Origin of the sequence: Sphingomonas brevis, from assembly GCF_023516505.1 — a bacterium.
GTDB lineage: Bacteria > Pseudomonadota > Alphaproteobacteria > Sphingomonadales > Sphingomonadaceae > Sphingomicrobium > Sphingomicrobium breve.
The window spans coordinates 1990283-2016786 of record NZ_JAMGBB010000001.1; the positions used below are offsets into that span (position 1 = coordinate 1990283).

Below are 26504 nucleotides of genomic sequence, written 5' to 3' on the forward strand. Positions count from 1 at the left end.
CCGCTACGCATTTGACGTTCATGACCGCTTTCGACCCATAGCGGTCACCCGCGCTTTAGCTGGCGCTCACCCATTGCGGACGCTGTGTGGCGGTGTCAGGCTACCCTAGGGGGTTGCCGATGCGCCTATTGTTGCTCCTTTGCGCCGCACTAGTGGCCCGGCCGGTCGAGGCACAACGCGCCGGAGAGCCGATAATCGACATGCACCTTCATGCCCGTGCCGCGCACTACTCGGGCGATAATCCGCCGCCGATGTGCACTCCGTTCGAAATCATGCCGAGGTCCGATCCAAGAATCGGAATCCATGAGGGGATGACCTTTGACAAGCCGCCCTGCGCACATCCGGTTTCTGCCGCCACCACGGACGAGCAAGTCATGCGCGACACCATTGCTGCGATGGATCGATTGAACATCTTTGGTGTGGTGAGTGGCGAGCCAGAGATGGTCGCGCGCTGGCACGCAGCCAAGCCGACACGCATCATGCAGGCGGTCGACTATCGACTAGCGGGCACTCCTGGACAGCACCATGTAGGATCCCGAACCATCGACGACCTTCGGCGCCTTCACGCGCAAGGTCGGCTGACGGTCATTGGCGAAATCATGTCGCAATACGAAGGCGTCCGGCCGGACGATCCGCGGATGGAGCCGCTGTGGGCGCTTGCAGAAGAATTGGACGTGCCGGTCGCCATCCACATGGGTCCCGGCGAACCCGGCCAACCCTATTCGGAAGGCGGTTATCGCGTCGGGCTCGGCGATCCGTTATTGCTGGAACCGGTGCTGGTCCGGCATCCCAAACTGCGATTATCGGTCATGCACGCGGGCTATCCGATGGCCGACAGGATGCGAGCTCTGCTGTTCAGCTATCCGCAGGTTTATGTGGACATCGGTTCGATCGTCTACACCGAGCCTCGCCCCGCCTTTTACGCCTTCCTGCGCGAGCTGGTCGAAGCGGGATATGGCGATCGAATTATGTTTGGATCGGACCAGATGATCTGGCCCGGCATCATCGAGCCATCCGTGCGAACGATCGAGGAAGCGCCGTTTCTGAGCGTCCAACAGAAGCGGAATATATTCTACAACAATGCCGCGCGCTTCCTGCGACTGACGAAAAAGCAAATCGCTGAGCAACAACGGCACTGACGCAATGACCGCTTTCGACCCATTGCGGTCATTAGCAGCTGGGCTAATCTGGCGCTTCAATGGACAAGCGATATCGCCTCATGTTTGTCGGGTGTGGCGCGCTACTCGCGGCTGGAATTGGTGTAGCGGCCGGGATCGTTCGACCGACCACGGGCTCCTGGTTCCATTTGTTCTTTTCTACCTTTTTGCTACCCATACTGGCTGTTGCCGCATTCGGCTCGGCAGGCGTGCGACGGATCGTTCTGGGGCCCTCCGTTGACCAGACAGCGTCTCAACATGGGTGGATGGCAGCATGGATCTTCGTGAGCCTGGCATTCGCTGTGGCTTTCGCTTGCCTTATGGCCGTCGTTGTCGCTGTGCTTGTGATTGATCCGAGCCTTGTGGCGGCCTTCGCAGAAGCGCTCGTAACACTGGTAGCGGTCCATATCTCATTGAGGTTGCTGGTGGCTTTTGTCGCCAACGTCGAAGTGCTCAAGCGCAATCGTCGTTAGGTCCGCTTTCCACCCAAACCGGCCATAAGCGTTTACTTTCTGGCAGCCCCGATGTGTTATGCCGTCGCATCCGGGGAGAAAAAATGGCGAACCCAGTAACTGCCGTTCAAGACAGCGATCCGTTCGCCGACCGGCGCCTCTATCCGCGCGTCACGGTGGCACTGCCGGCATTTCTACAGGCCAATGGCGAACGTCACTTCGTCCAGATCCTCGACCTGTCGGCCGGCGGAGCGAAATTGCATTGCCCCATAGCCCTGGCCGCCGGAACGGCAGTAACCCTGGATTGCGGGACGCTTGGGCGCGGTGCGGTCACCCGCTGGCAGAACGGCGAAATGCTCGGCCTTTGCTTCGACAGCGAACTGGATGCACGCGACGTTTCCGCCCTGATCGCTCGCTCGACGGCGCTGGCGGACCGTATCGAGGCCCGCGAATAACCCTTCTAAGCTGCGCTAGTTTTATGAAAGTCGGCGCCTGGGCCGGCGGCGACTAGCGGGAATCCGGCAGGTCCGCCTCGAGCCTCGAGCGCGCCTTCAGATGGCCGGCCAATTTTCCGTTACGCATCAGGGAGGCCAAACAACGCTCCCACGCGACATGAAGCGCCGCATAAAGGGGCCCAGCGACAAGTTCGTCCGTGATCAGCCTGTCCTTGGCCTTGACGATCCTGCCGCTGTTCGGGGGAATTCCAGTCGGATATCGATGGCGCCAGCGGCGCTGCACCTCGTCGATCGGGGAATAAAGTGTCGTGACGGTGCATTTCTCATAGCGTCGAAGGGCGGGGTGCGTGAACAGGCGATCGAACACCGTAGCAAACTCGCCCGGCCCGATGGCCGGGGGGACCCGCTCTCGATGGAGCAGGTAGGCCAACAGCAGGTCGAGGTGCAGGATGAGCAGCTTCGGCAGCTGAGACTGTTTCGCCAAACTGGGCAGGTCGGACTGAGTCAACCAGAAACCGGCCTTGAGCTTTTCGTCGGTGCTCGAATGCTCGCCAATGTCCCCCAGGTCATCGGCCTTCGGAACGACCGGGCCATTTTCCTCCCCGAACAAGGGAAAGCCGGTTTGCGCCGCTCGCCACAGGGAGCTGCTTTTGCCCAGCGTCGGATAGCCGGCCACAATGAACAGGTGGCTGATTTGAGTGAGACACGTGAGATGGTGTTGCACGGCGCCGATATGCAAAGATTATTGCCGAGCCGCAACGTTGCGCAGCCGGACCAATGGTGGGTCCAATGTGATTATGAGCACAAATTGCTGGCGTCTGGGCTGGATTATCACATTTCGATGTGATAGCGGCGCGCTATGTCTACCACCCTGATCGACAAGCTGACCGCATTGGTCGACTCCGGCGAGGCCAGCCGCAGCGGCCTGGCCCGAGCCGCCGGCCTCCACCCCAACTCGCTCCGCAAGCTCGGCTCGACCGACTGGAACCCGACCGCAGACACCCTCGGGCGGCTGGAAAAGCTGATCGATGGCGGAGTCCAGGACGTGCTGGTCGGTGCCGAAGCGATCATCGACGAAGCGCGCAACGGCCGGATGTTCATCCTGGTCGATGACGACGACCGCGAGAATGAGGGCGATCTGGTCATTCCGGCGCAGATGGCGACGCCCGACGCGATCAATTTCATGGCCCGGCACGGGCGCGGCCTGATCTGCCTGGCGCTGGGCAAGGAACGGGTCGACCAGCTCGGGCTGGCGCCGATGGCCAGGGTCAACGGCACGAAAATGGAGACCGCCTTCACCGTCTCGATCGAGGCGCGTGACGGAGTCACGACCGGAATCAGCGCGGCCGACCGGGCGCGGACCATCGCCGTGGCGATCGATGCGGGCAACGGGCCGGACGCGATCGTCTCGCCCGGCCATGTCTTCCCGCTGGTGGCGCGGCCGGGCGGCGTGCTGGTTCGCGCCGGACATACCGAGGCGGCGGTCGATGTGGCGCGCCTGGCCGGGCTCAACCCGTCGGGCGTGATCTGCGAGATCATGCGTGAGGACGGGACCATGGCCCGGCTCGACGACCTGATGGAGTTCGCCAAGATCCACGGCCTCAAGATCGGAACGATCCGCGACCTCATCGCCTATCGGCTGAAGAAGGATCATATGGTCGAGCGGGTCGCCGAGACCCGCTTCACCTCGGCCGGCGGCGCCAGCTGGACCGCGCAGGTGTTCCGCGACAAGGCCAGCGGCGAAGAGCAGCTGGCGCTGGTCCATGGCGGGATCGAGCCAGGCAATCCGACCCTTGTCCGGATGCATTCGATCGACCTGTTCGCCGACGTGCTGGGCGAGCAGGGCGCTCGCGCCGGGCTGCTCCACGGGGCGATGGCGATGATCGAGGCCGAAGGCGCCGGAGTGGTCGTCGCGCTGCATGCCGCGGCGCCCGGTTCGCTGAGCCTCGCCACCAATTTGCGCGAGGGCAGGCCGGCCGAAGGCGGACAGGCGCTGCGGGCCTATGGCATCGGCGCGCAGATCCTTGCCGCGCTCGGCATCCACGACATGATCCTGCTCAGCAACACGCGCCATGCGCCGGTGGGCTTAAGCGCCTACGGGCTGGCGATCGTCGAGGAGCGTTGCATTGCCGGTCAGGAGTGCTGAGATGGCGCACGTCCTGATCGCCGAAGCGCGCTTTTACGCGCATCTGAACGACATGCTGCTCGACGGCGCGCGGGCAGCGATCGAGGCCGCCGGCCATAGCCATGAGACGGTTACCGTACCCGGCGCGCTGGAGCTTCCAGGAGCGATCGCGCTGGCGGCGGAGTCGGGCAAATATGACGCATTTGTCGCGCTCGGCGTGGTGATCCGCGGAGAAACCTACCATTTCGAGATTGTCGCGGGCGAGAGCGCGCGCGGCCTGATGGCGCTGACCATGGACACAATCGCGGTCGGCAACGGCATATTGACGGTCGAGAACGAGGCTCAGGCGATCGTTCGCGCCGATCCCAAACAGGCCAACAAGGGCGGCGGGGCAGCCGAAGCGGCGCTGGCCCTGATGGAGCTCAAGCGCCGCTTCTAGCGCGCGGTCAGGCGGCAACCTGTTCCGTCAGGAACGGGTAGTCGACATAGCCCGTGGCGCCGCCTTCATAGAATGTCTTCGAATCGCCCGCATTGAGCGGCGCGTTGGTGGCGATCCGATGGACCAAATCCGGATTGGCAATGAACAGCCGGCCGATGCTGACCGCATCGGCAGTCCCGCCCTCGATCCGATGGCGAGCGTCGGTCCAGTCATAATCGCTGTTGATGACGATCTTGCCCGAATAATGCGCTCTCATTGCCGGGCTGACCGGTGCGGTCGGGATCGAGCCCGACGCGGTCGGCTTGTACGGCTCACGCAATTCGATCCAGGGCACCTTGAGCTCCTCGAGCAGCTTGGCGAGCTCGGTGTAAAGCGCGATCGGATCCGAATCCTCGACGCCCTGGACGAGAATGTTGGGCGACAGGCGAATGCCGACGCGGTCGATGCCGATTTCGCCGCCGACCGCCTCCAGCACCATCCGCGCGAAGCGGAGGCGGTTGGCGATCGACCCGCCGTAATCGTCGTTGCGGAAATTGGCCGAGTCGCGCAGGAACTGGTCGACCAGATAGCCATTGGCGCCATGGATCTGGACGCCGTCGAACCCTGCGTCGATCGCGTTGCGCGCCGCCCGGGCATAGTCGCCGAGGATTCGATCGATGTCGGCCTGGGTCAGGGCGCGAGCTTCCTCATAGGGCTTCTTGCCCTCGTAGGTGTGGGCGAAGTCGGGCGCGGTGGTGGCCGAGGAGGAGACCGGCTGGCCGCCGCCAAGGTCCGAATGTACGACCCGGCCCATGTGCCACAGCTGCGCGACGATCCGCCCGCCTTCCTTATGGACTGCCGCGGTGACTTTCTTCCAGCCGTCGACCTGATCCTGGTTCCACAGGCCGGGCGCGTCGGGCCAGCCGAGACCTTCGCGGGAAATGCCGGTGGCTTCGGAAATGATCAGGCCGGCGCCGGCGCGCTGCGCATAATAGCGGGCCATCAAGTCGTTGGGCACGCCCTCGCGGCCCGCCCGGGCGCGGGTCAGGGGAGCCATCAAGATCCGGTTGGGGAGCTCGATCGCACCAAGCTTAAGCGGGTTGAACAAGTTAGGCATCGAAAACCTTTCAATATGTTCCGGCGAACCCCAGCGCCTTGCCGGCCGGAAATAGTTTCGGGCCGATAGTGATTCAATTTGGAACTGCTGCGTAAATCATAAATGCAGCTTATGGCCGGAGAATGGGTTGCGGCTTCCTTCCGCGCCTGTTTGGCCCTAGGGCAAACGGGTGACGCAGCCCAAATCACATTCCCTGGCCTTCATAGCCCTGCTGATCGGCAACCTCGCGCTTGCCGGCGGACCGTTTCTGGTGCGCCAAGCGGGAGTCGGGCCGGTCGCCGCCGGTTTCTGGCGGCTGGCACTTGCGCTTCCGTTCCTGTGGGCGATCGCGTCGGCATTCAAGCAGCCGGTCCATTTCCCGCGCAGGAAGCTGACCATCGCCGTCGCGATAGCCGCTTTCTTCTTCGCCGCCGACCTTGCCAGCTGGCATGCCGGGATCCTGTTGACCAAGCTCGGCAATGCGACCCTCTTCGGCAATATTTCGAGTTTCTTCTTCGCAGCCTGGGGCCTGTGGCTGGCGCGCCGATTGCCTTCGCCGGTTCAGGCCATGGCGCTGGGCCTGGCCGCGGCCGGATGCGGGCTATTGATGTGGGGCAGCGCGGAGCTTTCGGCCGCCAACCTGCGCGGAGACCTGCTCGCGATGTTCGCCGGCCTGCTCTACACCGGCTATCTGATCATCGTCGAGCGGACCCGCGGCCAGTTGCAGCCGCTGCCGCTGCTCTTCCTTGCCAGCCTGTTCGGAGCGCTCTTCCTGCTGCCGGCGGCCCTTGCCGCCGACGAGCGAATTTTCCCGACCGACTGGACCGGACTGTTCGCGCTCGCCCTGTGCAGCCAGGTGATAGGTCAGGGTTTGCTGGTCTATGCGCTCGGCCACCTTCCGCCGCTGGTGGTGGGCGTGGCGATGCTGACCCAGCCCGCACTCTCGTCGCTGCTCGGCTGGATCTATTATGGCGAGGCGTTCACTCCGCGCGACTGGATCGGTGCGGCGATGATCGTGATCGCGCTTGTCCTCGTGCGCCTGAAGCAGAAGGGCGAGCCCGTCTTGCACGAACCCGCGGTTGCGCCCAGTTAGGCGCCAATGCCGAACGACGTCCCGACTCCGCTGGAAGCGCTCCGCCTGAAGCTGGCCCTGGCCGTTGGCGAAAATGCAGCGTTCGATGGCTGGACCCACAAGGCAGTCGAGAGCGCTGCGCAGCAGCTCGGCGTCGATCCCGCCCAGGCTCGGCTGGCCTTTCCCAAGGACGCAGCCGGGATGGTCGACGCCTATATCCACGGCATCGACGCGGCGATGGAGGCGCATTTCACACCCGATCGGATCGCGGCGATGAAAGTCCGCGAACGGATCAGGGCATTGATATGGTTCCGGCTGGAAACAATGGCGCCGGCTCGCGAGGCGGTTCGCACCGGACTGTCGATATTCGCGATGCCGCAAAATGCGGCGCTGGGCGCCCGGATCGCCTGGCGGTCGGCCGACCTGATGTGGCGAACGGCCGGCGACACCGCGACCGACTATAATCTTTATAGCAAGCGGCTGATCCTCACCGGCGTTTACGGGTCGACCCTGCTCGCCTGGCTCGACGATCAGAGCGAGGGCTGGTCCGATACCGCCGCCTTTCTCGATCGGCGGCTGGCCGGCGTCATGCGGTTCGAAAAATGGAAGGCGGCATGGCGCGGCAACGACCTTCACCGGCCAAGCCTGACCCGATTCCTCGGAAGGCTGCGCTATCCGGCGCGTTGAATCTTCTTTCCTCGCCTTTCTGTTATTGATAATCGCTTGCAAGTGACCGGATCGACTATCCCGCTGGACCAGCTCAAGCTTGGAACGCGAGCGCGCATCGTTGCGATCGATTGGGCCATATTGGGCGAGGGCGAGGCCAACCGGCTCAAGCAATTCGGATTCGACGAAGGTGTCGCGATCGAGCCGCTTCACCTTGGCCCGTTCGGCAAGGACCCGCTTGCGGTCCGGGTTGGCCGGATGACGGTTGCGATCCGCAAGGCGCAGGCCCGGGCGGTCAAAGTCCAGCCAGCATGAACCCGATCCCGCTCGTTGCGGTCGCCGGCAACCCCAATGCCGGCAAGAGCGCGCTATTCAACGCGCTGACCGGCGCGCGGCAGAAGGTCGGCAATTATCCGGGCGTGACGGTCGAACGGCACGTCGGCCGCGCAACCCTGCCCGACGGCGCCCCGGTCGAATTCGTCGACTTGCCCGGCGCCTATGGCCTCGACCCAAGCAGTCCCGACGAGGCGGTGACCCGCGACGTGCTGCTGGGCAAGCAGAAGGGCGAGCGGCTGCCGCAGGCTCTGCTGATCGTGGTCGATGCCTCCAACCTCGACAATCATCTTCGCTTCGCGCTGCAGCTGATCGATCTCGGCCTGCCGACGGTGATCGCGCTCAACATGATCGACCTTGCGAGGCGCGACGGGCTGGAGCTCGACGCCAACAAGCTTGCGCAGGAACTTGGCGTGCCGGTGGTCGAAACCGTTGCGGTCCGGAAGCGCGGGCTCGACGAAGTCATGGCGCGATTGAACGAACTGTTGCTCCAGCCGCGCAAGATCCGCGCCGGCGACGGACCCACCCATGACCTGCTGACCCTGCAGCGGCGGGCCAGGGAGATAGCGGTTGCGGCGATCGTCCGCGAGACGCCGGTGAGGCGGATTACGCACCGGCTCGACGGCCTGCTCCTCCATCCGATCGCCGGCCCGGTCATCCTCGCCGCCATCCTGTTCCTGATGTTCCAGGCGGTCTTTTCCTGGTCGACCGTTCCGGCCGATGCGTTGGAAGCAGCGACGCTCAACCTCGGCAATATGGTCGGCAATGCGCTTCCCAAAGGCGTCTTGCGATCGCTGATCGTCGATGGCGCGTTCGCCGGCGTTGGCGCGGTGATCGTGTTCCTGCCGCAGATCCTGATTCTGTTCCTGTTCATCCTGATCCTCGAAAGCACCGGCTATCTGGTCCGCGCCGCGTTCATCATGGACCGGTTGATGAGCCACGCCGGCCTGTCGGGAAGGGCGTTCATCCCACTGCTGTCGAGCTTCGCCTGCGCCGTGCCCGGGATCATGGCGACGCGCACGATCGACGACCCCAAGGACCGGCTGACGACCATATTGGTGGCACCGCTGATGACCTGCTCGGCGCGCCTTCCGGTCTACACGCTGGTCATCGCCGCCTTCATTCCGGCAACGACAGTCGGGCCGGGCATCGGCCTGCAGGGCCTGGTGCTGTTCGGCCTCTACATCGCCGGGATCGTCGGTGCGCTGCTGGCGGCGATCGTGCTTAGCAAGACGGCGGTGAAGGGAGGCGGCGGCGCCTTCATGATGGAGCTGCCCAAATATCAGCTGCCTCGCGTGGCAGACGTGCTGATCGGCCTGTGGCAGCGGGCAATGATCTTCCTGAAGCGCGCCGGCACCATCATTCTCGGTACCACGATCATCCTGTGGGCCCTTGCCAGCTTCCCCCAGGCGGGACCGGGCGAGACGCAGTCGGACGTATCGATTGCCGGCCATATCGCCGACGGCATCCACACCGTCGTCGCACCGATCGGCTTCAACAAGGACATCAGCCTGGCCCTGCTTCCGGCGATGGCCGCACGCGAAGTGGCCGTCGCCGCGATTGGCACCGTCTATTCGCTCGATGCAACCAGCGACCAGGGTGTGCAGACGCTTGAGCAGCGGCTGGCGGGACGCTGGAGCCTGGCCACTGCCCTGGCGTTCCTGGCCTGGTTCGTGTTCGCCCCGCAATGCATCTCGACCATCGCCGTCACGCGCCGCGAAACCAATGGCTGGAAATGGCCGATGTTCATGGTCGGTTACCTGTTCATACTGGCCTATATCGCCGCCGGAGCGACGTACTGGACGGCGGTTGCGTTCGGCCTTGGCTGATCCTAACGCTAATCGCCAAAGCGAAATCAGGAGAGTGACATGGCGGGCGTGAACAAGGTGATTTTGGTCGGCAATCTGGGCGCCGATCCCGAAGCCCGTTCGCTCAACAATGGCGGTGAAGTCGTCAACATGCGGGTGGCCACGTCCGAAAGCTGGAAAGACCGCGACGGCAATCGCCAGGAGCGGACCGAGTGGCACAATGTGGTAATCTTCAACGAGAATCTTGGCCGGGTTGCGAAGAGCTATTTGAAGAAGGGCAGCAAGGTCTATCTCGAAGGGCAGATCCAGACCCGCAAGTGGCAGGACCAGACAGGCAACGACCGCTACACCACCGAGATCGTCCTTCAGCGCTTCCGCGGTGAACTGGTGCTGCTCGACAGCCGCGAAGGCGGAGCGGGCGGCGGCTTTGGCGGCGGCGGTTACAGCGATGATGCCGGCAGCGGAGGTTCGTCATTTGGCGGCGGTGGTTCCAAGCCTCAGCAGCGCCCGCAGCCGGCGGCGTTCGACACCGACCTGGATGACGATGTTCCATTTTGATGGGTACCCCGCACCCGCCAAAATCGGACATCCGTTCTAAGGCGAACTGCCCCCCATTTTTTCCTTGAGCGCAGCCAGGGCTGCGAACGGGCCGGCTTCTTCCTCGCTTAATACGCCTGCTTCCTTGAGCGCGGCATCGGCGCCCGCGCTGCGCGGATAGGGATCGAGCGCCAGCGCCAGCGAATCGACGATCGCGCTGCCAAGCTCGATCGCCGAGCCATCGTGGAACATCGTGTCGAGTTCGGCCGCGTCGAGTTCGATCTCCGCGTCGGGTTGCCCGGTCTTGGGCTCGGGCAGGAACAATATTTCGAACGGCTCGTCGACATGAGCCTGAACCGGTTCGCCGGTGGCGACGCAGCTTTGTTCGAGCAAGGCCTTGAGCCGACCGGTCGCGCGGACTTTGCCATCGTCGCGCGACAGCATGGCATGGGCATCGAATCGGGAAAGCGAGACCAACCCGAGCCGATCGGCGATGGCGGCACATTCGGCCGTGTCGGCGCTAAGGTCGAGCCGGTCGCCGTCGCGGATCTGGTCGAGCGGCAGGCGCTGTCCGAAATCACTCACCCGACCCGGCCCTCGATCACTTCGCGGTCGTCGAACCCGCTCAATCCCTCGTTGAACCGGCGAAGCGCCTCACTGGAAAAAGTCACCGCGGCCTCCGCCAAAGGCGGGTCGTCGCGGTAAATGCTGAAGCGGACAGCATCGCTCCACTCCATTTCGCCGCTCCGCGTCCGGCGCCACCAGTCGACTCGAGTCGCCAGCGCGCCGACCAGCAGGCGGACCTGCTTGCCGAGTGATGGATCGCCAAAGCCCCTCTCGCGCATCTGCGCGTCCATGTCGGCGATGAAGCTTTCGGTCAGCGCGACGGATTGCCGGACGGCATCCTCGTCCCCGTCCTCAAGCCGCAGGATGGCCAGTGCGGCGAGCGTCGAAAGTACCGCGAATCGGCCATCCATCGTGTCTTCGACCGCGCCTTCGCGATACCAGGCCGGCCGGCGCGCCTCGCTCACCACGGCGTTGTACAGCGCCCCGGCATCTGCTCCCTTCGGACGCAACATCGCCATCAATGAGCGCATCGCCATTCTCCTTTTGCCGACAGCGGCTTGCGCGATCCGCACGCTAACGCATATTGAGCCTCGGCGCGCCAGTGAACAAGCGCGAACCGACGGAGACTGTTTAAATGGCCAAGCGCAGTGTTGCAGTGATTTTCGGGCTGGGGATTGCGCTCAGTGCCTGCTCCGGGATTCGCGATCATCGCGGCTTCATCCTCGACCCGACTTTGGCCGACGGCATTCAGGTCGGCGTCGACAATAAGGATTCGGTGGTGCGGACCATCGGCCGGCCTACCTTCACCGGCCAGTTTGACCAGAATGAATGGTATTATGTGTCGCGCGACACCACCCAGCTGGCGTTCCGCGATCCCAAGGTGACCAAGCAGACCGTGCTCCGGGTCCAGTTCGACCAGGCGGGCAACGTCGCTTCGGTCCAGAAGACAGGCAAGGAGCTGATCGCCCAGGTCGACCCGTCGAGCGACAAGACCCCGACACTGGGCCGCAAGCGCAGCTTCTTCGAGGAGCTGTTCGGCAATATCGGCACGATTTCGCAGCCGGGCTTGCCGGGATCCAGCCCGCAGCAATAGTTGCCGCCGCACGAGCGCCAGCCTAAGTCCTGGCGCATGACCGCGACGCCCGACGGCATGACCTATGCCGATTATCTGCAGCTCGACGCCTTGCTGTCGGCGCAAAAGCCCCTGTCCGACCTGCATGACGAGATGCTGTTCATCGTCATCCACCAGACCAAAGAGCTGTGGATGAAGCAGATGCTGCACGAATTGCGGCTGGCCATTTCGCTGCTCGCCGAGGACCGCTTCGCCGAGGCTTCCAAGGCGATGGCGCGGATCAAGCGGATCCAGGCGGTGATGACCTTGTCATGGGACGTGCTTTCTACCCTGACACCGGTCGACTACCTCAAATTCCGCGACGTGCTTGGTACCTCTTCGGGCTTCCAGTCGGCGCAGTTCCGCGAGATCGAATTTCGTCTTGGCCTCAAGGAGCCGAACTTCGTCAGCCATTATGCTGAAGGCAGCAAGGAGCGGGCGACGCTGGAGCGGGCGCTCGACGAGCCCAGCCTTCGGGAGGCGGCCATCGGAGCGCTCGAGCGGGCCGGATTCGACGTCGGGGACAGGTCGGAGAGTGCGCTGGCGGCTGCCTGGCTCAAAATCTATCGCGACGCCGACCGCTGGTTCGAGCTTTACGAGCTGGCGGAAAAGCTGATCGATATTGACGACGCGCTGGTCGCCTGGCGGCACAAGCATGTGCTGACCGTCGAGCGGATCATCGGCAACAAGCCCGGCACGGGTGGTTCGGCCGGAGCGCCTTACCTGCGCAGGACGCTGGAAAAGCGCGTGTTCCCCGAACTTTGGTCGATGAGAACCGAGCTTTGAGTTTCAAACCACTGTTCGCGAAGAGCCTCGGCGCGGCGCCCGAGCGGCTCCATTTCGCGGCGCACAGCCATCATCTGTGGCCCGACGCCAGCTTCGAGGGGCAAGTCGAATGTTGGGAAGATGCCGCGACGCGGGCCGACCACAAGTGGGACAAGGTGATGGACGAGGTCTGGCCCGAGGCACAGGCCCGCGTCGCCGGCGAGCTTGGCACCGGTGACGCGCAAGCGATCGTCTTTGCATCCAACACGCATGATTTCCTGATCCGGCTGGCGGCCGCCAGCCCTCGCCGGGCCGGCAATGCGCTCAGGGTGCTGACCAGCGATGGCGAATTCCATAGCGCGCGGCGGCAGATGGCGCGCTGGGCCGAGACCGGCGAGATTGAGCTGACCCGGGTCAAGGCCGAGCCGTTCGACGATTTTTCCGCTCGCTTCCTGGAGGCCGCGAGGAGTGGCGAGCACGACCTGATCCTGGTCAGCCAGATATTGTTCAATAACGGCCGGATATTCGACCGGGTCGCCGAGCTTGCGGCGCTGGCCCGGCCGGATGGGCCATGGGTGGTGATCGACAGCTATCACGCATTTATGGCGATTGGGGCCCCGATTTCTCCCGTCATCGCGTCATCGGCTTTCGTGCTTGGCGGCGGCTATAAATATGCCATGGCTGGCGAAGGCATGGGGTTCATGCATTGCCCGCCAGGCTTCGGCGGGCGGCCGCCGATCACCGGCTGGTTTGCCGAGTTCGGCGAGCTAACGGCGCCTCCGGGCAGCAGCGTGGGTTATACGCGCGACGCGATGCGCTTCATGGGCGCGACCTTCGATCCATCGGCGCTATACCGGTTCGTCGCGATCCAGCGGATGCTCGAGGAAAATGGAATTACTACCGAGCGAGTGGCGGCTCGGGTCGCCAATCTCCAGGCCCGGCTGATCGAAAGGCTGGCGGGCACCGCATTGGGCGAGGCGGAACTGCTCAATCCGATCGACGGTCGGCCGCACGCCCGATTCCTGGCGTTCCGCGAAGATCGGGCGCAGCGCTGGTGCGCGCAGCTCGATCGCCAGAATATCGTTACTGACGTCCGCGGCAACGTACTTCGAATTGGCTTCGGGCTCTATCATGACGAGGAAGACGTCGATCTACTGGCCGACGCCGTTCGAAAGCTGGCCTAGCGCTCCAGCCCCTTGCGCAGCATTGAGTTGGCGTGGGCGGCAATCAGGTCCGCGTCCTGGCGGCCCCACACGCCGAAGCGCAACCCCAAGAACACGTTCATTCCCATAATTGCCCAGGCGCGCACTTCGGTGGCGAGGGCACCGTCGTCGCGCATCTCGCCCTTTGCAACAGCCTCTTCAAGGCGCGTGGCGATGCGCGCAGCCGCGGTTTCATAATGGGTCCGGAAGCCCGCGGGATCGACGAACTCGGCTTCGTCGATGATCCGGTAGACTTCCTTATGATCGAACACGAACCGCAGGTAGGAGGCCAGTGCCCGCCGTTCCCGGTCGATTTCGTCGGGCGATCCTTCAATGTCCGGCGCGACATGGTCGCGGACCTGCCGGGACATGTCGCGGACCAGCGCCGCGAACACCGCCTCCTTGCTGTCGAAATAGGTATAGAATGTGCCGAGGGCGACCTTGGCCCGGCTGGTAATGCCGACGATCGAGCTATCGTGAAAGCCGCGCTGGCCAAATTCAAGCAAGGCTGCGTCGAGGATTTTGCGCAGCGTTTTCTCGCCGCGCGCTGTCCGCGGCGCCTTGCCCTTGCTGGCCGGAGAGATCGTTCGCCCCACGGAACCATCCGCTACCGCCGCAGGGCCGCGCTTGTCCACACCCGCCCTCATCGAGTTAAGCATTTCTCATAAGTTGAAACTCGGTTCAACTTTCATTATGGTCCAATTGAAGCCATTAGACCGGGGGCATCCGGCGGGGCCGACCAATGGAGGGGAATCAATGTCTTATCGCACCGTCGCCGCGATTCGCGCCACGCTGTTCGCAACCGCTGCCTTTGCCAGTATCCCGGCTCTTGCGCAGGGCCAGCCGGCCGCCGACCCCAATGCCCCGCCGGTAGCGGAAGCAACGACTGCATCGAACGAAACCTCCGATGCCGCCGATCAGGACATTATCGTCACGGCCCGCCGCACCGGTGAAAACGTACAGCGGGTGCCGTCGTCTATCTCCGCCTTCAGCGAGAAAACCCTTGAGCGGATCCAAGCGACCGACACAACCGGCCTTCAAGGCGCCGTCCCCAATCTCAACATCGTGCAGGGCCGCGGATCGTCCAATTCCACCAACATCTATATTCGTGGCATTGGCCAGCCCGATGCGCTGCAGACATTCGACCCGGCCGTCGGCGTCTATGTCGACGACGTCTATTATTCGCGCATTCGCGGCAACCAGCTCGATCTTCTCGATCCCGAGCGGATCGAGGTGCTGCGCGGTCCGCAGGGCACGCTTTACGGCAAGAACACGATCGGTGGCGCGCTCAAGTTCGTGACCCGCAAGCCGGGTCAGGATTTTCGGGCGACGGGAAGCCTGGCAATCGGATCCTATAAGCAGTTCGAGCTCAGGGGCGCGGTTTCAGGCCCGGTCTCGGACACGTTGGCGGCAGGTTTTGCGGTCATGCGCGCAACGCGCGACGGATATGTCGAGGATCGCAACGACGACCGCGAATATAATGACAAGGACAGCGTCGGCGGCCGTGCTGCCGTGGCCTTCACGCCGTCGTCTTCGGTCCGTGTCGACCTGACTGCCGACTACAGCCATGACGATGCCAGCCTGAACGTCGGCCGCCCGGTCAACGACTTCAAGACTTTCTCGAATACGCCGCTGCCCGAAGACCATACGGTCGACGATGGCGACAAATATGAATGGAAGGGCGAGACAACACCCGGCCTGCCCAATTCGACCAAGATGACGCATTATGGTTTTTCAGGCACCGCCGCGATCGACCTGACCGGCAACCTGACGGCGAAGTCGATAACCGCCTACCGGAACCTCAAGACCGACGATTATGTCGACATCGACGCCAGCGCCTACGAGCTTGGCGACGTGTTCGTCGGCGTGAGGCAGCATCAGTTCAGCCAGGAATTCCAGCTGCTGTACACCGGCGAACGGCTGAATGCGGTCTTCGGCCTCTACTATCTCGACGAGCATGTGAAGTCGCACCAGGAAGCCTATGCCGATGACCTGCTCGGCGCCCTGTTCCTCAACAGCGGCTTCCTGCGCACGGTCGATGACGATTTAAGCACCAAGAGCTACGCGGCCTTTGCCAATGCCAGCTATGAAATCTTCCCCGATGTCCGGCTGTCGGGCGGCCTTCGTTACACGAAGGAAACCAAGGACTATTTCCGGACGACGAGCACCTTCTATTCCAACGCGTTTATCAATTCGCTGTTCGCCACCACCTTCAGCTTCTCGCCCGACAAGGGCAAGTGGAACGACTGGTCGCCGATGGCTAGCGTCGACTGGCAGGCATCGTCGAACCTGATGCTCTACGCGCGCGTCGCCAAGGGCTTTAAATCGGGTGGCTTCAACGGCCGCGCCAACAACGTCAACGAAACCAGCGTTTACGATCCCGAGACGGCGTGGTCGTACGAGGCTGGCTTCAAGAGCCGGCCGGTCGCTGGCCTGACGGTCAATGGCGCTGTCTTCACGTCCGACTATAAGGATTTCCAGGCCCGCATCGGAGACGTCGCGCCGGACGCGACGCTGCCGACGCCGCTGCTCAAGGTCCTCAACGTCGGCAAATTGCGGATTCGCGGTGCCGAACTGGAGGCCGCGTGGAATCCGGTCGACGGCCTGCTGCTCGATACGCAGATTGGCTTTCTCGACGCGGACTATAAGGAATTCGACGACGATCGTTTCCCGGACGATAGCCGTGCATTCCAAACTCCGGCCTTCAGCCCGAAATGGACGATGCGATTCGGCGGGCAATATTCCTTCAGCCTGGGTGGTGGAGGCTCCATCACACTGGGCGGGCAGACGCGCTACAAGAGCCGCACCGCCCTGGCGGTCGACAACACCTATATCCTCTACTCGAGCTTCGTCGATCCGGGTGTCGGCACAACCGATGAAATCGATGGCCTCTTCCAGAAGGGATATTGGGTGCACGACGCTCGCATCGTGTACGAGACCGGGGACAAACATTGGGCGCTTGGCCTGTACGGCAGCAATCTGGGGGATAAGGCCTACAAAACCGACGCCCAGGAGTTTTCCAACATCGGCGGCATACGCACCGTCTATTACGGCGCGCCGCGAACCGTCACGCTTCGCCTGACCGCTCGTTACTAGGCTCCCCGGCGGGGGCGCCGGGCGCCCCCGCCAACCCGATCGGATGAGTGCAATGTCCGAATTTGCCGAACGACGCTGGCGATCCCGCGACGGCCTCGACCTTTATGCCCGCGACTATGCCGCCGCAGGCGGCGAACAAGGCCTGCCGGTGATCTGCCTGCACGGGCTGACCCGCAACTCCAAGGATTTCGAAGGCATCGCGCCGATCATCGCCGGCTTGGGCCGCAGGGTAATTGCCGCCGACGTCCGCGGCCGCGGCCAATCCGACCGCGACTCCAACCCCGCCAACTACCAGCCAAAAATCTATGCGCGCGACGTGGTCGAGATGATGGCGGCGCTGGACCTGCCGCGGGCAGTTTTCCTCGGGACGTCGATGGGCGGAATCATCACCATGACGATGATGGCGGTTCGTCCCGGCGCGGTTGCGGCGGCGATCCTGAACGATGTCGGCCCGGTGATCGCGCCCGAGGGTATCGACCGGATTCTTGGCTATGCGGGCATCCCCATCAAAATCCGCAATTGGGACGATGCGACCGCCTATGTCCGCCGCACCAACGCAGTGGCATTTCCCAAGTTCGGCGATGAGGATTGGCGCCGGTTTGCCGAGCGCACATTCCGGCAGGCGGCCTCAGGTCCCGAGCTTGATTACGACCCGGCGATCAAGGGCGTGATCAGCAAGCCACCGTCGCGACTGGCCCTGTGGCTGATCCGCTACCTGTTCCGAAGGCTGGCCCGCAAGCGCTCGGTGTTGATGATCCGCGGCCAACTGTCGGATCTGATTTCGCGCGAGATCGCCGATCGCATGCAGGCGATTGCCCCAACGATGAAACGCGTCGACGTGCCCAATGTTGGGCACGCGCCCATGCTGACCGAGCCGGAAGCGGTTGACGCCATCGAGCAGTTCCTGCGAACGGTGCCCTGAACAACACAGGGAGAATGGGGGCATGAACCAGCAGCAGACAGCGGCGGCGCCCCCGTCGACGTCAAATATCGTCCTGGTCCTGCTTCTTTTCACCTATATCTTCAATTTCCTCGACCGGACGATACTCAACATCCTCGCCGGGCCGATCATCGCCGATTTGAAGCTGACCGATACCCAGTTCGGCGCGATCACCGGCCTGGCCTTCGCGATCCTCTATTCCGTATTGGGAGTGCCGCTGGCGCTGATCGCCGACCGGACGCGCCGGAGCTGGGTGATTGCCGGTTCGCTCGCTGTGTGGAGCGGTTTCACCGCGCTATGCGGCACCGCGGCCAGTTTCGGCCAATTGTTCCTTTACCGGCTCGGCGTCGGCGTCGGTGAGGCAGGCGGGGTCGCGCCATCTTATGCGCTTATCGCCGATTATTTCCCGCCTCAGCGCCGCGCTCGGGCGTTGGCGATATTTTCGCTCGGCGTTCCACTCGGGCTCGCCGGAGGCACGCTGATCGGCGCTTATCTTGCAACCTGGATAAACTGGCGAGCCGCATTCCTGACGATGGGAATTGCCGGCCTGCTGCTTGCCCCGATCGTATTGCTGGTGGTCCGCGACCTGCCGCGAAAACAGGCCGATACCACCCCAGAGCCGCTGACGCGCGCCTTCCCGATGATCGCCCGCAAGCCGACCTTCTGGCTGATGGCCTTTGCCGCATCCTGCAGCTCGCTGGCCGGTTATGGTTTGGCGGCCTGGGTACCGACCGTGCTCGAGCGGAGCTTCGGTTTCACCTTGATCGAGCGCGGGCAATTCCTCGCCTCGGTCTTCCTGATCGGCGGGACGACCGGCGTGTTCATGGGCGGCTGGCTCGCCGACAGGCTGGGCCAGGGCGACCGCCGCTGGTACGGCCGGCTTCCGGCCATCGCCTGGCTGATCACCGCACCGATGTTCGCCATCGGTCTGATGTCACCCGATCCATGGCTGGCATGGCCGCTGCTTCTGATTCCCAACGCGCTCAACATTTTGTGGCTGGGCCCGGTGACCACCGCGGTCCAGCATCTCGTCCCGCAGCCGATGAGGGCGACCGCATCGGCATGCTTCCTGCTGATCAATAATCTGATCGGGCTTGGCGTCGGGCCAATCCTGATCGGCGCCCTGTCCGAGACGTTCAAGGAACGGTTCGGCACCGAGGCCCTTCGTTACGCGGCCGTAAGTGTCGTCGGATTCTATGTGGTGGCGGCGATCCTGATGCTGTTCGCCGTGCGGCGGCTGCGGCACGATTGGGTCGAAGAGCAGGCCTAGCGCCAAGCTGAACGCCCGATAAACGTCGGAACGCACCCTCTTTTTGGCCGTTGGAACGGTTGAGAAGGAGAGATTCCATGATGAAATGGATGCTTGCCGCCGGCGCGGCTACGCTGGCCATTGCCTCGCCAGTAAGCGCCGAAAGGGGCGGGCATGGCGGAGCCCAGCACGCCCAGAATGGCGACCATGGCGGCGGCCAGAAACAGGCTCGCTCAAGCCGTGGTGGCGGAGACCGCCAGGCCCATGCCCAGCGCGGCGGCGAAAACCGTCAGATGCGGTCGGCCCGTGCCGATCGCGGCGATGACCGCTCGCATGCCCGGCAGGTAAGCGTTGCCGAGAATGACCACCGCGGGCGCGACCGCGGCAACGACCGTGCACGATTCCAGAACCGGCAGGGCGACAACCACCAGGGCAATCAGGGCAATCGCCACGCGCGGTTCGAGAATCGCCAGGGTGACAATCACCAGGGCAACCAGGATCGCAATCGGATGAGGTTTGTCGACCGGGGCGACCACGGCGTTCGCGCCGCACGCTTCGACAACGAGGGCCGCCACCATGGTCACGACAATCGCATTGCCGACCTCAGCGGCAACAAGATGTTCCGCGTGCGGGACGTCGATCGGGGCGTGGTCCGGTTCCACGATGTCGACCGCGACGAGCTGTTCGTGCGCCGGCTCGGCTATGGCGTCGGCGGCTGCCCGCCGGGCCTGGCCAAGAAGGGCAATGGCTGCATGCCGCCGGGCCAGGCCGCCCGGTTCATCGGCCAGCCGCTGGTGGCAGCAACGAGGTATGGCGCATTGGCGCCGCTGCCGCGCTCGTTCGGCAACCTGTTCTACGACGACGACGACTATTACTACCGTTATGGCGGAGGATATGTCTATCGGGTCGATCGCGACCGCGACTTCATCGACGGGCTGATTCCGCTGTTCGGCGCAGCAATGATCGGACGGCCGCTCAATCCCTATTATGTGAACTCATATAATCAGCCGCCCTATTACAGCGCGTTCTACCCGAACTCGCCGTACGACTGCCACCAATATGGCTACGGCTATGTCTATCAAACGGATTGCATGACCGGCCTCGTCGAGGACGTCATCCCGACCTACGATTATGGCTATGGCGTCGGGCAGATCATGCCCGCCAGCTACAGCTATTATAATGTGCCCTATGCGTACCGGAGCTATTTCGCGGACAATGACGACTATTATTATCGCTACGCCCCCGGCGCGATCTATCAGGTCGACCGCGGCACGGCGCTGATATCGGGAGTTGCCGCGCTGCTGACCGGCGGCCTGGCCGTCGGGCAGCAACTGCCCATGGGCTATAGCGCATACAATGTGCCGCTGGCCTATCGGTCGAGCTACTATGACACTCCGGACGCCTGGTACCGCTATGACAATGGCTACATTTACGCGGTCGATCCGAACACCCGGCTGGTGCGGAACGTCGCCTACACCATTGGTTAAAACTACAGGAAACATCGAACGCGGGTGGCTGGGCAGGCCTTGCCCAGCCGCTTCGCGACAAGCTTTGGGAGATCTCGAAATGAACAAGCGCGCACTATCGCTCGCCCTCGCCGCCGGCGTGCTGGCGCTGGCGGGCTGCAACAGCCAGAATCAGGCCCATAAGGACGAAGCGTCCAAGGGCAGCGAAGCGGTCAAGCAGGCCGGCGACAAGACGATTGCCGCCGGGCTCGACCAGAATGGCAGTTTCTTCAAGGCCGCCAAGGCCGCCGGACTGGATTCGACCTTGGCCGGGCCGGGGCCCTACACGGTCATCGTGCCGGACGACGCCGCGTTCGCCAAGCTTCCGCAAGGCGAACTCGACAGCTGGATGAAGCCGGAGTCGAGGGCCGAGCTAACCAGGGTGATGACCAATCACATCCTGCCCGGCACCGTTCTCGCGGCCGACATCGGCAAGGCGATCGATGACGGCAAGGGCAAGGCCCTGCTGGCGACGATGGGCGGCGGCACGCTTACCGCCACGCGTGAGGGCGACAATATCGTGCTGACCGACGGCGCCGGCAACAAGGCGACCATGGCGAATGCCGACGAGACTTTGGCAAATGGCGTGATTCACCACGTCGACGGCGTATTGATGCCGGCCAAGAAGGCCTAATCGCCTACCAGATATTGTTGCTCGGAGACGCTGCCGCCCCAAGCGGTATCAAAACGCTCATTACCCCTTCCGCGTGGGTCCAGCCTCGCTATAACGATCTTGGGAGCCAGCGACGTCCGGGGGCGTCGCGCTCGCAAGATCAATCACTCGCGAAGGGGCGACAATGAAGGCGACGATCGAACGGGCGACCCTCCTCAAGAGCCTGGGCCATGTCCAGTCGGTGGTCGAGCGCCGCAACACCATCCCGATCCTCAGCAATGTGCTGATCGAGGCCAGCGACGACGGATCGCTCCGCCTGATGGCGACCGACCTCGACCTGCAGGTCGACGAGAGCGTTCCGGCCCAGGTGGGACAGGCCGGTGCCACCACCGTGTCGGCTCACACCTTCTTCGACATCGTTCGCAAGCTGCCGGAAGGAAGCCAGGTCGAGCTGACTGCGTCCGAAGGCAAGATGCAGGTCGTTGCGGGGCGCGCCCGGTTCAACCTGTCGACCCTGCCGCGCGACGATTTCCCGGTGATCGCGGAGGGGGACCTGCCGACCCGGTTCGAGCTGCCCGCCCAGACGCTTCGCCAGATTATCGACAAGACCCGTTTCGCCATCTCGAGCGAAGAGACCCGCTACTATCTGATGGGCATTTTCCTGCATGTCGCCGACGAGAAGCTGAAGGCCGCCGCGACCGATGGGCATCGGCTGGCGCGGGTGACGGTCGACAAGCCCGAGGGCGCCGATGGCATGCCCGACATTATCATCCCCAAGAAGTGCGTCGGCGAGCTTAGAAAGCTGCTCGACGAGGTAGAAGGCACGGTCGAGATTTCGCTGTCGCCGACCAAGGTTCGCTTCGGGCTTGGCAATGCGGTGCTGACCAGCAAGCTGATCGACGGTACTTTCCCGGACTACAACCGGGTTATCCCGACCGGAAATGACAAGCTGCTCAAGCTCGATCCCAAGAGCTTCATGGCCGGCGTCGACCGGGTGTCGACCATTGCCAGCGAGAAGACCCGGGCGGTCAAGATCGCGCTCGACCGCGACAAGGTGACGCTCAGCGTGACCAGCCCCGAGAACGGTCTGGCGGTCGAAGAGCTGGCAGCCGATTATAGCGCCGACGGGCTCGAGATCGGGTTCAACGCCCGTTATCTGATGGACATCCTCCATGAGATCGAAGGCGACACCGTCGAGGTCCACCTTGCCGACGCGGCGGCGCCGACCCTGCTGCGCGAGAATGACAAGAGCTCGGCACTCTATGTATTGATGCCGATGCGGGTCTGATCGACAGGCTCTACCCAAGCCGCGACCGCTGATCCGGGGGAATAAGGATGAAATTGCTGGCGTTCTCACTGGGCTTGCTGGTGGCCGGCGGGCCATGGTCCGCCCATGCCCAGACCCCGCCTGCAACCACTCAATTGGGTCAGGCGCAAGATGTCAGCCGCGCGACCGCCGCGGCGCTGGCCAGGGTCGTTGCGCCGATGGAGCTGATGGTGCCGGCCGAAGTCGGGCAGTCGCGCAAGGTGATCCTCGCATTGCCGACGCTTGATGAGACCGCCAGGGAGCTGGAGACGGAATTTCCCGGGATCTATGCCGCTCTTTGGGCCGAGATCGAGCCGGCCATGCGGCGCCATCTTGAGGCCGGCCTCCCCTCATATTGGACAGCGCTGGAGCAGCTCTATGTCAGCCGGCTGACCGAAAATGAAGCCCAGGCAGTGATGCGCTTCTTCCAATCGCAGACCGGGCAAAAGCTCATCCGGACCATGTATGGAAGCGCCGATGCGACACCGATGTTCGCCGACATGATCAAGAACGACAATTACGCGGTCGATGAAAAGCAAATGAAAGCGATGACCGATGCGGCCAAGGCCAAGGCGGTCAAGGAAATTGGGCCCGAGGACCATGGCGACCTGTGGATCTTGATGGCGTCGATTAAGCTCGACAAGTTCCAGGCCCTTGGCGCGGAAACCCAGAAACTGACCCTGGACTGGGTCAATAAAGAGGATGCGGAGGGCGACGCCGAACTCGGCAAGTTGATGGAAGAGTCAATGAAGCGGTACATGGCCGCTCACCCGCCCAGGCAATGATCTGCCGGCTCTGGCGCGGCTGGACGACACCGGACAATGCCGACGCCTATGAGCGCGTGGTGCGGGGCGAGGTAATCCCCGCTATCGAAGCGCGCCGGATCCCCGGCTTCCGGCATATCGACCTGATGCGACGTGATCTTGGCGACGAAGTCGAATTCCAGACGCTGATGTGGTTCGACAGTCTGGATGCGATCAAGGCCTTCGTGGGCGAGGAATATTCGGTCAGCCATGTCCCGGCCGCGGCCCGAGGGGTGCTGAAGAAATTCGACAGCCACGCCGCCCATTTCGAAGTCATCGACCGGCGCGAGCAGCGCGGCTAAGCGCTAACCGCCCATGGCCGCCGTCACCCGCCTCAGCCTGACCGACTTCCGCAACCATCGGGACGCGCTGATCGACGCGCAGGACGGATTCGTCCTGCTGAGCGGTCCCAATGGCGCGGGCAAGACCAACATATTGGAAGCGGTGTCGCTGCTGACGCCCGGCCGCGGCCTGAGGCAGGTGCCGATATCGGAGATGGCGCGCAGCGGCGGCTCCGGCACATTTGCCGTTGCGGCGCGGCTAGACGATCAGACCGACATCGGTACCGGGACCGGCACCGCGTCGCCTGACCGGCGGCAGGTGCGAATCAATGGCGCGGCCGCCGCGGTCAATTCGCTGGGCGAGCGGCTGGCCGTACTGTGGCTGACCCCGGCGATGGACCGCCTGTTCACCGACAGCGCTGGCGGGCGCCGCCGCTTCCTCGACCGGCTGACGCTGGCGCTGGAACCGGGTCATGCCCACCATGCCGCGCGCTACGAAGCGGCGATGCGGGCGCGGAACAAGCTGCTCGACGATGAACTCGACGCCGACCCCGATTGGCTATCGGCGCTGGAAGCGCAGATGGACGAACATGGCTCTGCCGTCGGCGAGGCGCGGGCGCGGACGGTTGCGGCGTTGACCGAGTCGATAACGATGCTGCCGGACGATAACTATCCGCGCGGCGCGCTGGCGCTCGAGGGATGGGCAAACAGCGACCTGGGCTCTGTTCTCAGAGCCAACCGCAGCCGCGATGCAGCGGCAGGCAGGGCCACCGAAGGACCGCACCGGCATGACCTGATCGTCACCCACATCGCCAAGGACCAACCCGCGGCACGTGGTTCGACCGGCGAGCAGAAAGCCCTGCTGCTCGGGCTGGTATTGGCTCATTCCGAATTGGTCGCAGTGCGTCGCGGCGCGCCGCCGATCCTGCTGCTCGATGAAGTGGCGGCACATTTGGACCCGGACCGGCGCGCTGCGCTCTTCGACCGATTGGCCAGTTACGGGCAAGTGTGGATGACCGCGACCGAGGCGGCATTGTTCGACGGAATCACCCGCGCGACCCGTTTTCATGTCGAGGCCGGTACAATTTCCGCCGTCTGACTGGACTTTCTTCACTTTCTCTCTATATTGCACTGCAACACGAGACGCCTTGCAAGCGGCGTGATCGGTCTCCGAAGGAGGTCCCGGCCCGCGTCTCGACCCAGCTTTCATGCTCTCCTTTCACGCGGGGTGCTCAACCAAACCCCGGCGGGTCCGTGCCAATCAAGGCGCGGACGTTCGCCTTGCAAATTGGATTCAATTTTGACCAAATTTACCGACCTCGGGCTGTCGAAGCCCCTTTTGGACGCGCTTGCGGCCAAGAATTACATCGTGCCGACGCCGATCCAGGCGCAGGCCATCCCGACCGTACTTACCGGCCGCGACCTCCTGGGCATCGCCCAGACCGGCACCGGCAAGACGGCGGCGTTCATGCTGCCGTCGCTCGACCGGCTCGCCAACCCGCGCGTTCATCCGATCGCCCGGCGCGTGCGCATGCTGGTCCTCGCTCCGACCCGCGAGCTTGCCTCGCAGATCGCCGAGAGCGCCCGCACCTATGCGCGCAACATCAACCTCACCACGGGCGTCATCTTCGGCGGCACCGCGCCGATGAAGAGCGTTCGCGAAGTTTCGCGCGGCCTTGACGTGCTGGTCGCCACTCCTGGCCGCCTGCTCGACCTGGTCGACCAGCGCGCCGTCGATCTCAGCCGGCTGGAAATCCTCGTCCTCGACGAGGCCGACCAGATGCTCGATCTCGGCTTCATCCATGCGCTGAAGCGGATCGTCCAGCTCGTCCCCAAGACGCGCCAGACGCTGTTCTTCTCGGCCACCATGCCGAAGGCGATCAAGCAGCTTGCCGACGCCTATCTGACCAACCCGGCCGAAGTCTCGGTCACTCCCGCCGCGACCACGGTCGAGCGGATCCAGCAGAGCGTCACCCATGTGAACCAGGCCGAAAAGGCCGCGCTTCTGACGCTGTTCCTGCAGAAGACCGGCATCGAGCGGACCTTGGTGTTCAGCCGGACCAAGCATGGGGCCGACAAGATCGTCCGCCAGCTGGCCGCTGCCGGCATCGAGAGCATGGCGATCCATGGCAACAAGTCGCAGCCGCAGCGCGAGCGCGCCATTGCCGCGTTCAAATCCGGCCAGGCGCCGGTGCTGATCGCGACCGATATCGCCGCGCGCGGGATCGACATTCCGGGCGTTGCCCATGTCGTCAATTTCGACCTCCCCGATGTCCCCGAGCAATATGTCCACCGTATCGGCCGCACGGCGCGGGCCGGCGCCGATGGCGCGGCCATCGCATTTTGTGCCCCCGACGAGCGGATCAACCTGCGCGACATCGAGCGGCTGACCCGCCAGAAGCTGGCGGAAACGCCATTGCCCGAGGGCTTCGTTGCCGCGGCGCAGGCGCTGAAGGCGCTCAAGCTGCCGTCGCAGCGCGAAGAGCGTAGCGGCCACGGCCGTGGCGGATTTGGCGGAGGCCGCCGTGACGGCGGTCATCGCCATGGACGCCCTGCCGCTCCGCGTGCTGCCATCCAGCCGAACGGCGGCGATCGCCGCCGCGACGAGCAGCGGCCGGCTCAAGGCCAGCAGCGCCGCGATGGCGCTCCGCGCCAGGATGGTCAGCGCCATCCGCAACGCGTCGGCGAGCATCCGGCGCACCGTCCCGAGGGCGGCGCAGGCAATCGTCCGTTCAAGGGCGGCCGCCGGGGCGGCCCAGGCCGCTTCCAGCGCGCCCAGGGCTAATTGCGTTGCCAGGCAGCTATTCGTCCGAAAGGGGCGGGATCGATGATCTCGCCCTCCCAAAAAAGCGGGCAAGTTCCTATATTTGAATAGCATGACTCACGCGCACGCGCGTACGCGCGCGTTTGCGTGAGACTTTTGCGACTTTTCCCCCTATCGAAAGAC

The 26504-nt window shown here is 63.8% G+C and carries 28 protein-coding genes; 23 read left to right on the forward strand and 5 right to left on the reverse strand.

Annotated features, from left to right (window positions below):
• Positions 1-119 precede the first annotated feature (119 nt).
• From LZ518_RS10320 to LZ518_RS10330, 3 genes are all read left to right on the forward strand, one after another.
• Positions 120-1139 (forward strand): amidohydrolase family protein, encoded by a 1020-nt coding sequence (locus LZ518_RS10320; protein ID WP_249915908.1) that lies wholly within the window; start codon positions 120-122, stop codon positions 1137-1139.
• A gap of 59 nt (positions 1140-1198) precedes the next feature.
• The gene (locus LZ518_RS10325; protein ID WP_249915909.1) at positions 1199-1630 is read left to right on the forward strand and encodes a hypothetical protein; all 432 of its coding nucleotides are present in this window, start codon (positions 1199-1201) and stop codon (positions 1628-1630) included.
• 83 nt (positions 1631-1713) lie between these two features.
• A complete protein-coding gene (locus tag LZ518_RS10330; protein WP_249915910.1) occupies positions 1714-2064 on the forward strand; it encodes a PilZ domain-containing protein in 351 nt (116 codons plus the stop codon).
• 52 nt (positions 2065-2116) lie between these two features.
• On the opposite strand, the gene LZ518_RS10335 is transcribed toward LZ518_RS10330, so the two are convergent.
• The gene (locus tag LZ518_RS10335) at positions 2117-2788 is read right to left on the reverse strand and encodes a hypothetical protein (protein WP_249915911.1); all 672 of its coding nucleotides are present in this window, start codon (positions 2786-2788) and stop codon (positions 2117-2119) included.
• 135 nt (positions 2789-2923) lie between these two features.
• Here LZ518_RS10335 and ribB point away from each other — a divergent pair, with 135 nt between their 5' ends.
• Complete coding sequence (gene ribB / locus LZ518_RS10340) at positions 2924-4210, forward strand: 3,4-dihydroxy-2-butanone-4-phosphate synthase (RefSeq protein WP_249915912.1); 1287 nt, start codon at positions 2924-2926, stop codon at positions 4208-4210.
• A gap of 1 nt (position 4211) precedes the next feature.
• Complete coding sequence (gene ribH / locus LZ518_RS10345; RefSeq protein WP_249915913.1) at positions 4212-4628, forward strand: 6,7-dimethyl-8-ribityllumazine synthase; 417 nt, start codon at positions 4212-4214, stop codon at positions 4626-4628.
• Between the two features lie 7 nt (positions 4629-4635).
• On the opposite strand, the gene LZ518_RS10350 is transcribed toward ribH, so the two are convergent.
• Positions 4636-5724, reverse strand: coding sequence for an alkene reductase (locus LZ518_RS10350; protein ID WP_249915914.1), 1089 nt, complete (start codon positions 5722-5724; stop codon positions 4636-4638).
• Between the two features lie 169 nt (positions 5725-5893).
• Between LZ518_RS10350 and LZ518_RS10355 the strand changes: the two genes are divergently transcribed.
• The 5 genes from LZ518_RS10355 to ssb are packed head-to-tail and all read left to right on the forward strand — an operon-like array spanning position 5894 to position 10140.
• The gene (locus LZ518_RS10355; protein ID WP_249915915.1) at positions 5894-6796 is read left to right on the forward strand and encodes a DMT family transporter; all 903 of its coding nucleotides are present in this window, start codon (positions 5894-5896) and stop codon (positions 6794-6796) included.
• Positions 6797-6802: 6 nt separating this feature from the next.
• Entirely contained in the window at positions 6803-7462 is a 660-nt protein-coding gene (locus LZ518_RS10360; RefSeq protein ID WP_249915916.1) for a COQ9 family protein, read from the forward strand.
• A 42-nt stretch (positions 7463-7504) separates the two neighbouring features.
• Complete coding sequence (locus LZ518_RS10365) at positions 7505-7756, forward strand: FeoA family protein (protein ID WP_249915917.1); 252 nt, start codon at positions 7505-7507, stop codon at positions 7754-7756.
• The gene (gene feoB / locus LZ518_RS10370; RefSeq protein WP_249915918.1) at positions 7753-9603 is read left to right on the forward strand and encodes a ferrous iron transporter B; all 1851 of its coding nucleotides are present in this window, start codon (positions 7753-7755) and stop codon (positions 9601-9603) included. Before LZ518_RS10365 ends, feoB begins: the two co-directional genes overlap by 4 nt.
• 39 nt (positions 9604-9642) lie before the next feature.
• On the forward strand, positions 9643-10140 hold the full coding sequence (ssb, locus tag LZ518_RS10375; RefSeq protein WP_249915919.1) for a single-stranded DNA-binding protein: 498 nt from the start codon (positions 9643-9645) through the stop codon (positions 10138-10140).
• A gap of 36 nt (positions 10141-10176) precedes the next feature.
• On the opposite strand, the gene LZ518_RS10380 is transcribed toward ssb, so the two are convergent.
• Positions 10177-10704, reverse strand: coding sequence for a DUF177 domain-containing protein (locus LZ518_RS10380; protein ID WP_249915920.1), 528 nt, complete (start codon positions 10702-10704; stop codon positions 10177-10179).
• Positions 10701-11216, reverse strand: a complete 516-nt coding sequence (locus LZ518_RS10385; protein WP_249915921.1) for a ubiquinol-cytochrome C chaperone family protein — start codon at positions 11214-11216, stop codon at positions 10701-10703. Before LZ518_RS10385 ends, LZ518_RS10380 begins: the two co-directional genes overlap by 4 nt.
• A 104-nt stretch (positions 11217-11320) precedes the next feature.
• Here LZ518_RS10385 and LZ518_RS10390 point away from each other — a divergent pair, with 104 nt between their 5' ends.
• The 3 genes from LZ518_RS10390 to LZ518_RS10400 are packed head-to-tail and all read left to right on the forward strand — an operon-like array spanning position 11321 to position 13746.
• On the forward strand, positions 11321-11779 hold the full coding sequence (locus LZ518_RS10390) for an outer membrane protein assembly factor BamE (protein ID WP_249915922.1): 459 nt from the start codon (positions 11321-11323) through the stop codon (positions 11777-11779).
• A 36-nt stretch (positions 11780-11815) separates the two neighbouring features.
• A complete protein-coding gene (locus tag LZ518_RS10395; RefSeq protein WP_249915923.1) occupies positions 11816-12583 on the forward strand; it encodes a tryptophan 2,3-dioxygenase in 768 nt (255 codons plus the stop codon).
• Positions 12580-13746: an aminotransferase class V-fold PLP-dependent enzyme gene (locus tag LZ518_RS10400; RefSeq protein WP_249915924.1), complete on the forward strand. Its 1167-nt coding sequence runs from the start codon at positions 12580-12582 to the stop codon at positions 13744-13746. The genes LZ518_RS10395 and LZ518_RS10400 overlap by 4 nt, the downstream gene beginning before the upstream one ends.
• Here the strand turns inward: LZ518_RS10400 and LZ518_RS10405 are convergent.
• A complete protein-coding gene (locus LZ518_RS10405; protein WP_249915925.1) occupies positions 13743-14411 on the reverse strand; it encodes a TetR/AcrR family transcriptional regulator in 669 nt (222 codons plus the stop codon). The two genes, LZ518_RS10400 and LZ518_RS10405, sit on opposite strands and share 4 nt — an antisense overlap.
• Before the next feature lie 109 nt (positions 14412-14520).
• Here LZ518_RS10405 and LZ518_RS10410 point away from each other — a divergent pair, with 109 nt between their 5' ends.
• The 10 genes from LZ518_RS10410 to LZ518_RS10455 all read left to right on the forward strand — a co-directional run bounded on the left by LZ518_RS10410 (position 14521) and on the right by LZ518_RS10455 (position 26342).
• On the forward strand, positions 14521-16860 hold the full coding sequence (locus tag LZ518_RS10410; RefSeq protein WP_249915926.1) for a TonB-dependent receptor: 2340 nt from the start codon (positions 14521-14523) through the stop codon (positions 16858-16860).
• 52 nt (positions 16861-16912) lie between these two features.
• Positions 16913-17782, forward strand: a complete 870-nt coding sequence (locus LZ518_RS10415) for an alpha/beta fold hydrolase (RefSeq protein WP_249915927.1) — start codon at positions 16913-16915, stop codon at positions 17780-17782.
• Between the two features lie 22 nt (positions 17783-17804).
• The gene (locus LZ518_RS10420; RefSeq protein WP_249915928.1) at positions 17805-19070 is read left to right on the forward strand and encodes a spinster family MFS transporter; all 1266 of its coding nucleotides are present in this window, start codon (positions 17805-17807) and stop codon (positions 19068-19070) included.
• Positions 19071-19147: 77 nt separating this feature from the next.
• Entirely contained in the window at positions 19148-20536 is a 1389-nt protein-coding gene (locus LZ518_RS10425) for a hypothetical protein (RefSeq protein WP_249915929.1), read from the forward strand.
• A gap of 79 nt (positions 20537-20615) precedes the next feature.
• The gene (locus tag LZ518_RS10430) at positions 20616-21188 is read left to right on the forward strand and encodes a fasciclin domain-containing protein (RefSeq protein ID WP_249915930.1); all 573 of its coding nucleotides are present in this window, start codon (positions 20616-20618) and stop codon (positions 21186-21188) included.
• A 163-nt stretch (positions 21189-21351) separates the two neighbouring features.
• Complete coding sequence (dnaN, locus tag LZ518_RS10435; protein WP_249915931.1) at positions 21352-22455, forward strand: DNA polymerase III subunit beta; 1104 nt, start codon at positions 21352-21354, stop codon at positions 22453-22455.
• Between the two features lie 47 nt (positions 22456-22502).
• The gene (locus LZ518_RS10440; protein WP_249915932.1) at positions 22503-23258 is read left to right on the forward strand and encodes a DUF2059 domain-containing protein; all 756 of its coding nucleotides are present in this window, start codon (positions 22503-22505) and stop codon (positions 23256-23258) included.
• The gene (locus LZ518_RS10445) at positions 23255-23578 is read left to right on the forward strand and encodes an antibiotic biosynthesis monooxygenase family protein (RefSeq protein WP_249915933.1); all 324 of its coding nucleotides are present in this window, start codon (positions 23255-23257) and stop codon (positions 23576-23578) included. The genes LZ518_RS10440 and LZ518_RS10445 overlap by 4 nt, the downstream gene beginning before the upstream one ends.
• A gap of 13 nt (positions 23579-23591) precedes the next feature.
• Entirely contained in the window at positions 23592-24656 is a 1065-nt protein-coding gene (recF, locus tag LZ518_RS10450; RefSeq protein ID WP_249915934.1) for a DNA replication/repair protein RecF, read from the forward strand.
• 201 nt (positions 24657-24857) lie between these two features.
• Positions 24858-26342, forward strand: coding sequence for a DEAD/DEAH box helicase (locus tag LZ518_RS10455; protein WP_249915935.1), 1485 nt, complete (start codon positions 24858-24860; stop codon positions 26340-26342).
• Positions 26343-26504 lie beyond the last annotated feature (162 nt).

Bases quoted from the DNA above. Each gene is read 5' to 3' on its own strand.
- dnaN (WP_249915931.1), top strand. From the start codon at position 21,352: ATGAAGGCGACGATCGAACGGGCGACCCTCCTCAAGAGCCTGGGCCAT.
- LZ518_RS10425 (WP_249915929.1), top strand. From the start codon at position 19,148: ATGATGAAATGGATGCTTGCCGCCGGCGCGGCTACGCTGGCCATTGCC.
- LZ518_RS10320 (WP_249915908.1), top strand. From the start codon at position 120: ATGCGCCTATTGTTGCTCCTTTGCGCCGCACTAGTGGCCCGGCCGGTC.
- LZ518_RS10405 (WP_249915925.1), bottom strand. From the start codon at position 14,411: ATGAGGGCGGGTGTGGACAAGCGCGGCCCTGCGGCGGTAGCGGATGGT.
- ssb (WP_249915919.1), top strand. From the start codon at position 9,643: ATGGCGGGCGTGAACAAGGTGATTTTGGTCGGCAATCTGGGCGCCGAT.
- LZ518_RS10410 (WP_249915926.1), top strand. From the start codon at position 14,521: ATGTCTTATCGCACCGTCGCCGCGATTCGCGCCACGCTGTTCGCAACC.
- LZ518_RS10385 (WP_249915921.1), bottom strand. From the start codon at position 11,216: ATGCGCTCATTGATGGCGATGTTGCGTCCGAAGGGAGCAGATGCCGGG.
- LZ518_RS10350 (WP_249915914.1), bottom strand. From the start codon at position 5,724: ATGCCTAACTTGTTCAACCCGCTTAAGCTTGGTGCGATCGAGCTCCCC.
- ribH (WP_249915913.1), top strand. From the start codon at position 4,212: ATGGCGCACGTCCTGATCGCCGAAGCGCGCTTTTACGCGCATCTGAAC.
- ribB (WP_249915912.1), top strand. From the start codon at position 2,924: ATGTCTACCACCCTGATCGACAAGCTGACCGCATTGGTCGACTCCGGC.
- LZ518_RS10390 (WP_249915922.1), top strand. From the start codon at position 11,321: ATGGCCAAGCGCAGTGTTGCAGTGATTTTCGGGCTGGGGATTGCGCTC.
- LZ518_RS10440 (WP_249915932.1), top strand. From the start codon at position 22,503: ATGAAATTGCTGGCGTTCTCACTGGGCTTGCTGGTGGCCGGCGGGCCA.
- feoB (WP_249915918.1), top strand. From the start codon at position 7,753: ATGAACCCGATCCCGCTCGTTGCGGTCGCCGGCAACCCCAATGCCGGC.
- LZ518_RS10430 (WP_249915930.1), top strand. From the start codon at position 20,616: ATGAACAAGCGCGCACTATCGCTCGCCCTCGCCGCCGGCGTGCTGGCG.
- recF (WP_249915934.1), top strand. From the start codon at position 23,592: ATGGCCGCCGTCACCCGCCTCAGCCTGACCGACTTCCGCAACCATCGG.
- LZ518_RS10330 (WP_249915910.1), top strand. From the start codon at position 1,714: ATGGCGAACCCAGTAACTGCCGTTCAAGACAGCGATCCGTTCGCCGAC.
- LZ518_RS10395 (WP_249915923.1), top strand. From the start codon at position 11,816: ATGACCGCGACGCCCGACGGCATGACCTATGCCGATTATCTGCAGCTC.
- LZ518_RS10325 (WP_249915909.1), top strand. From the start codon at position 1,199: ATGGACAAGCGATATCGCCTCATGTTTGTCGGGTGTGGCGCGCTACTC.
- LZ518_RS10420 (WP_249915928.1), top strand. From the start codon at position 17,805: ATGAACCAGCAGCAGACAGCGGCGGCGCCCCCGTCGACGTCAAATATC.
- LZ518_RS10445 (WP_249915933.1), top strand. From the start codon at position 23,255: ATGATCTGCCGGCTCTGGCGCGGCTGGACGACACCGGACAATGCCGAC.
- LZ518_RS10415 (WP_249915927.1), top strand. From the start codon at position 16,913: ATGTCCGAATTTGCCGAACGACGCTGGCGATCCCGCGACGGCCTCGAC.
- LZ518_RS10360 (WP_249915916.1), top strand. From the start codon at position 6,803: ATGCCGAACGACGTCCCGACTCCGCTGGAAGCGCTCCGCCTGAAGCTG.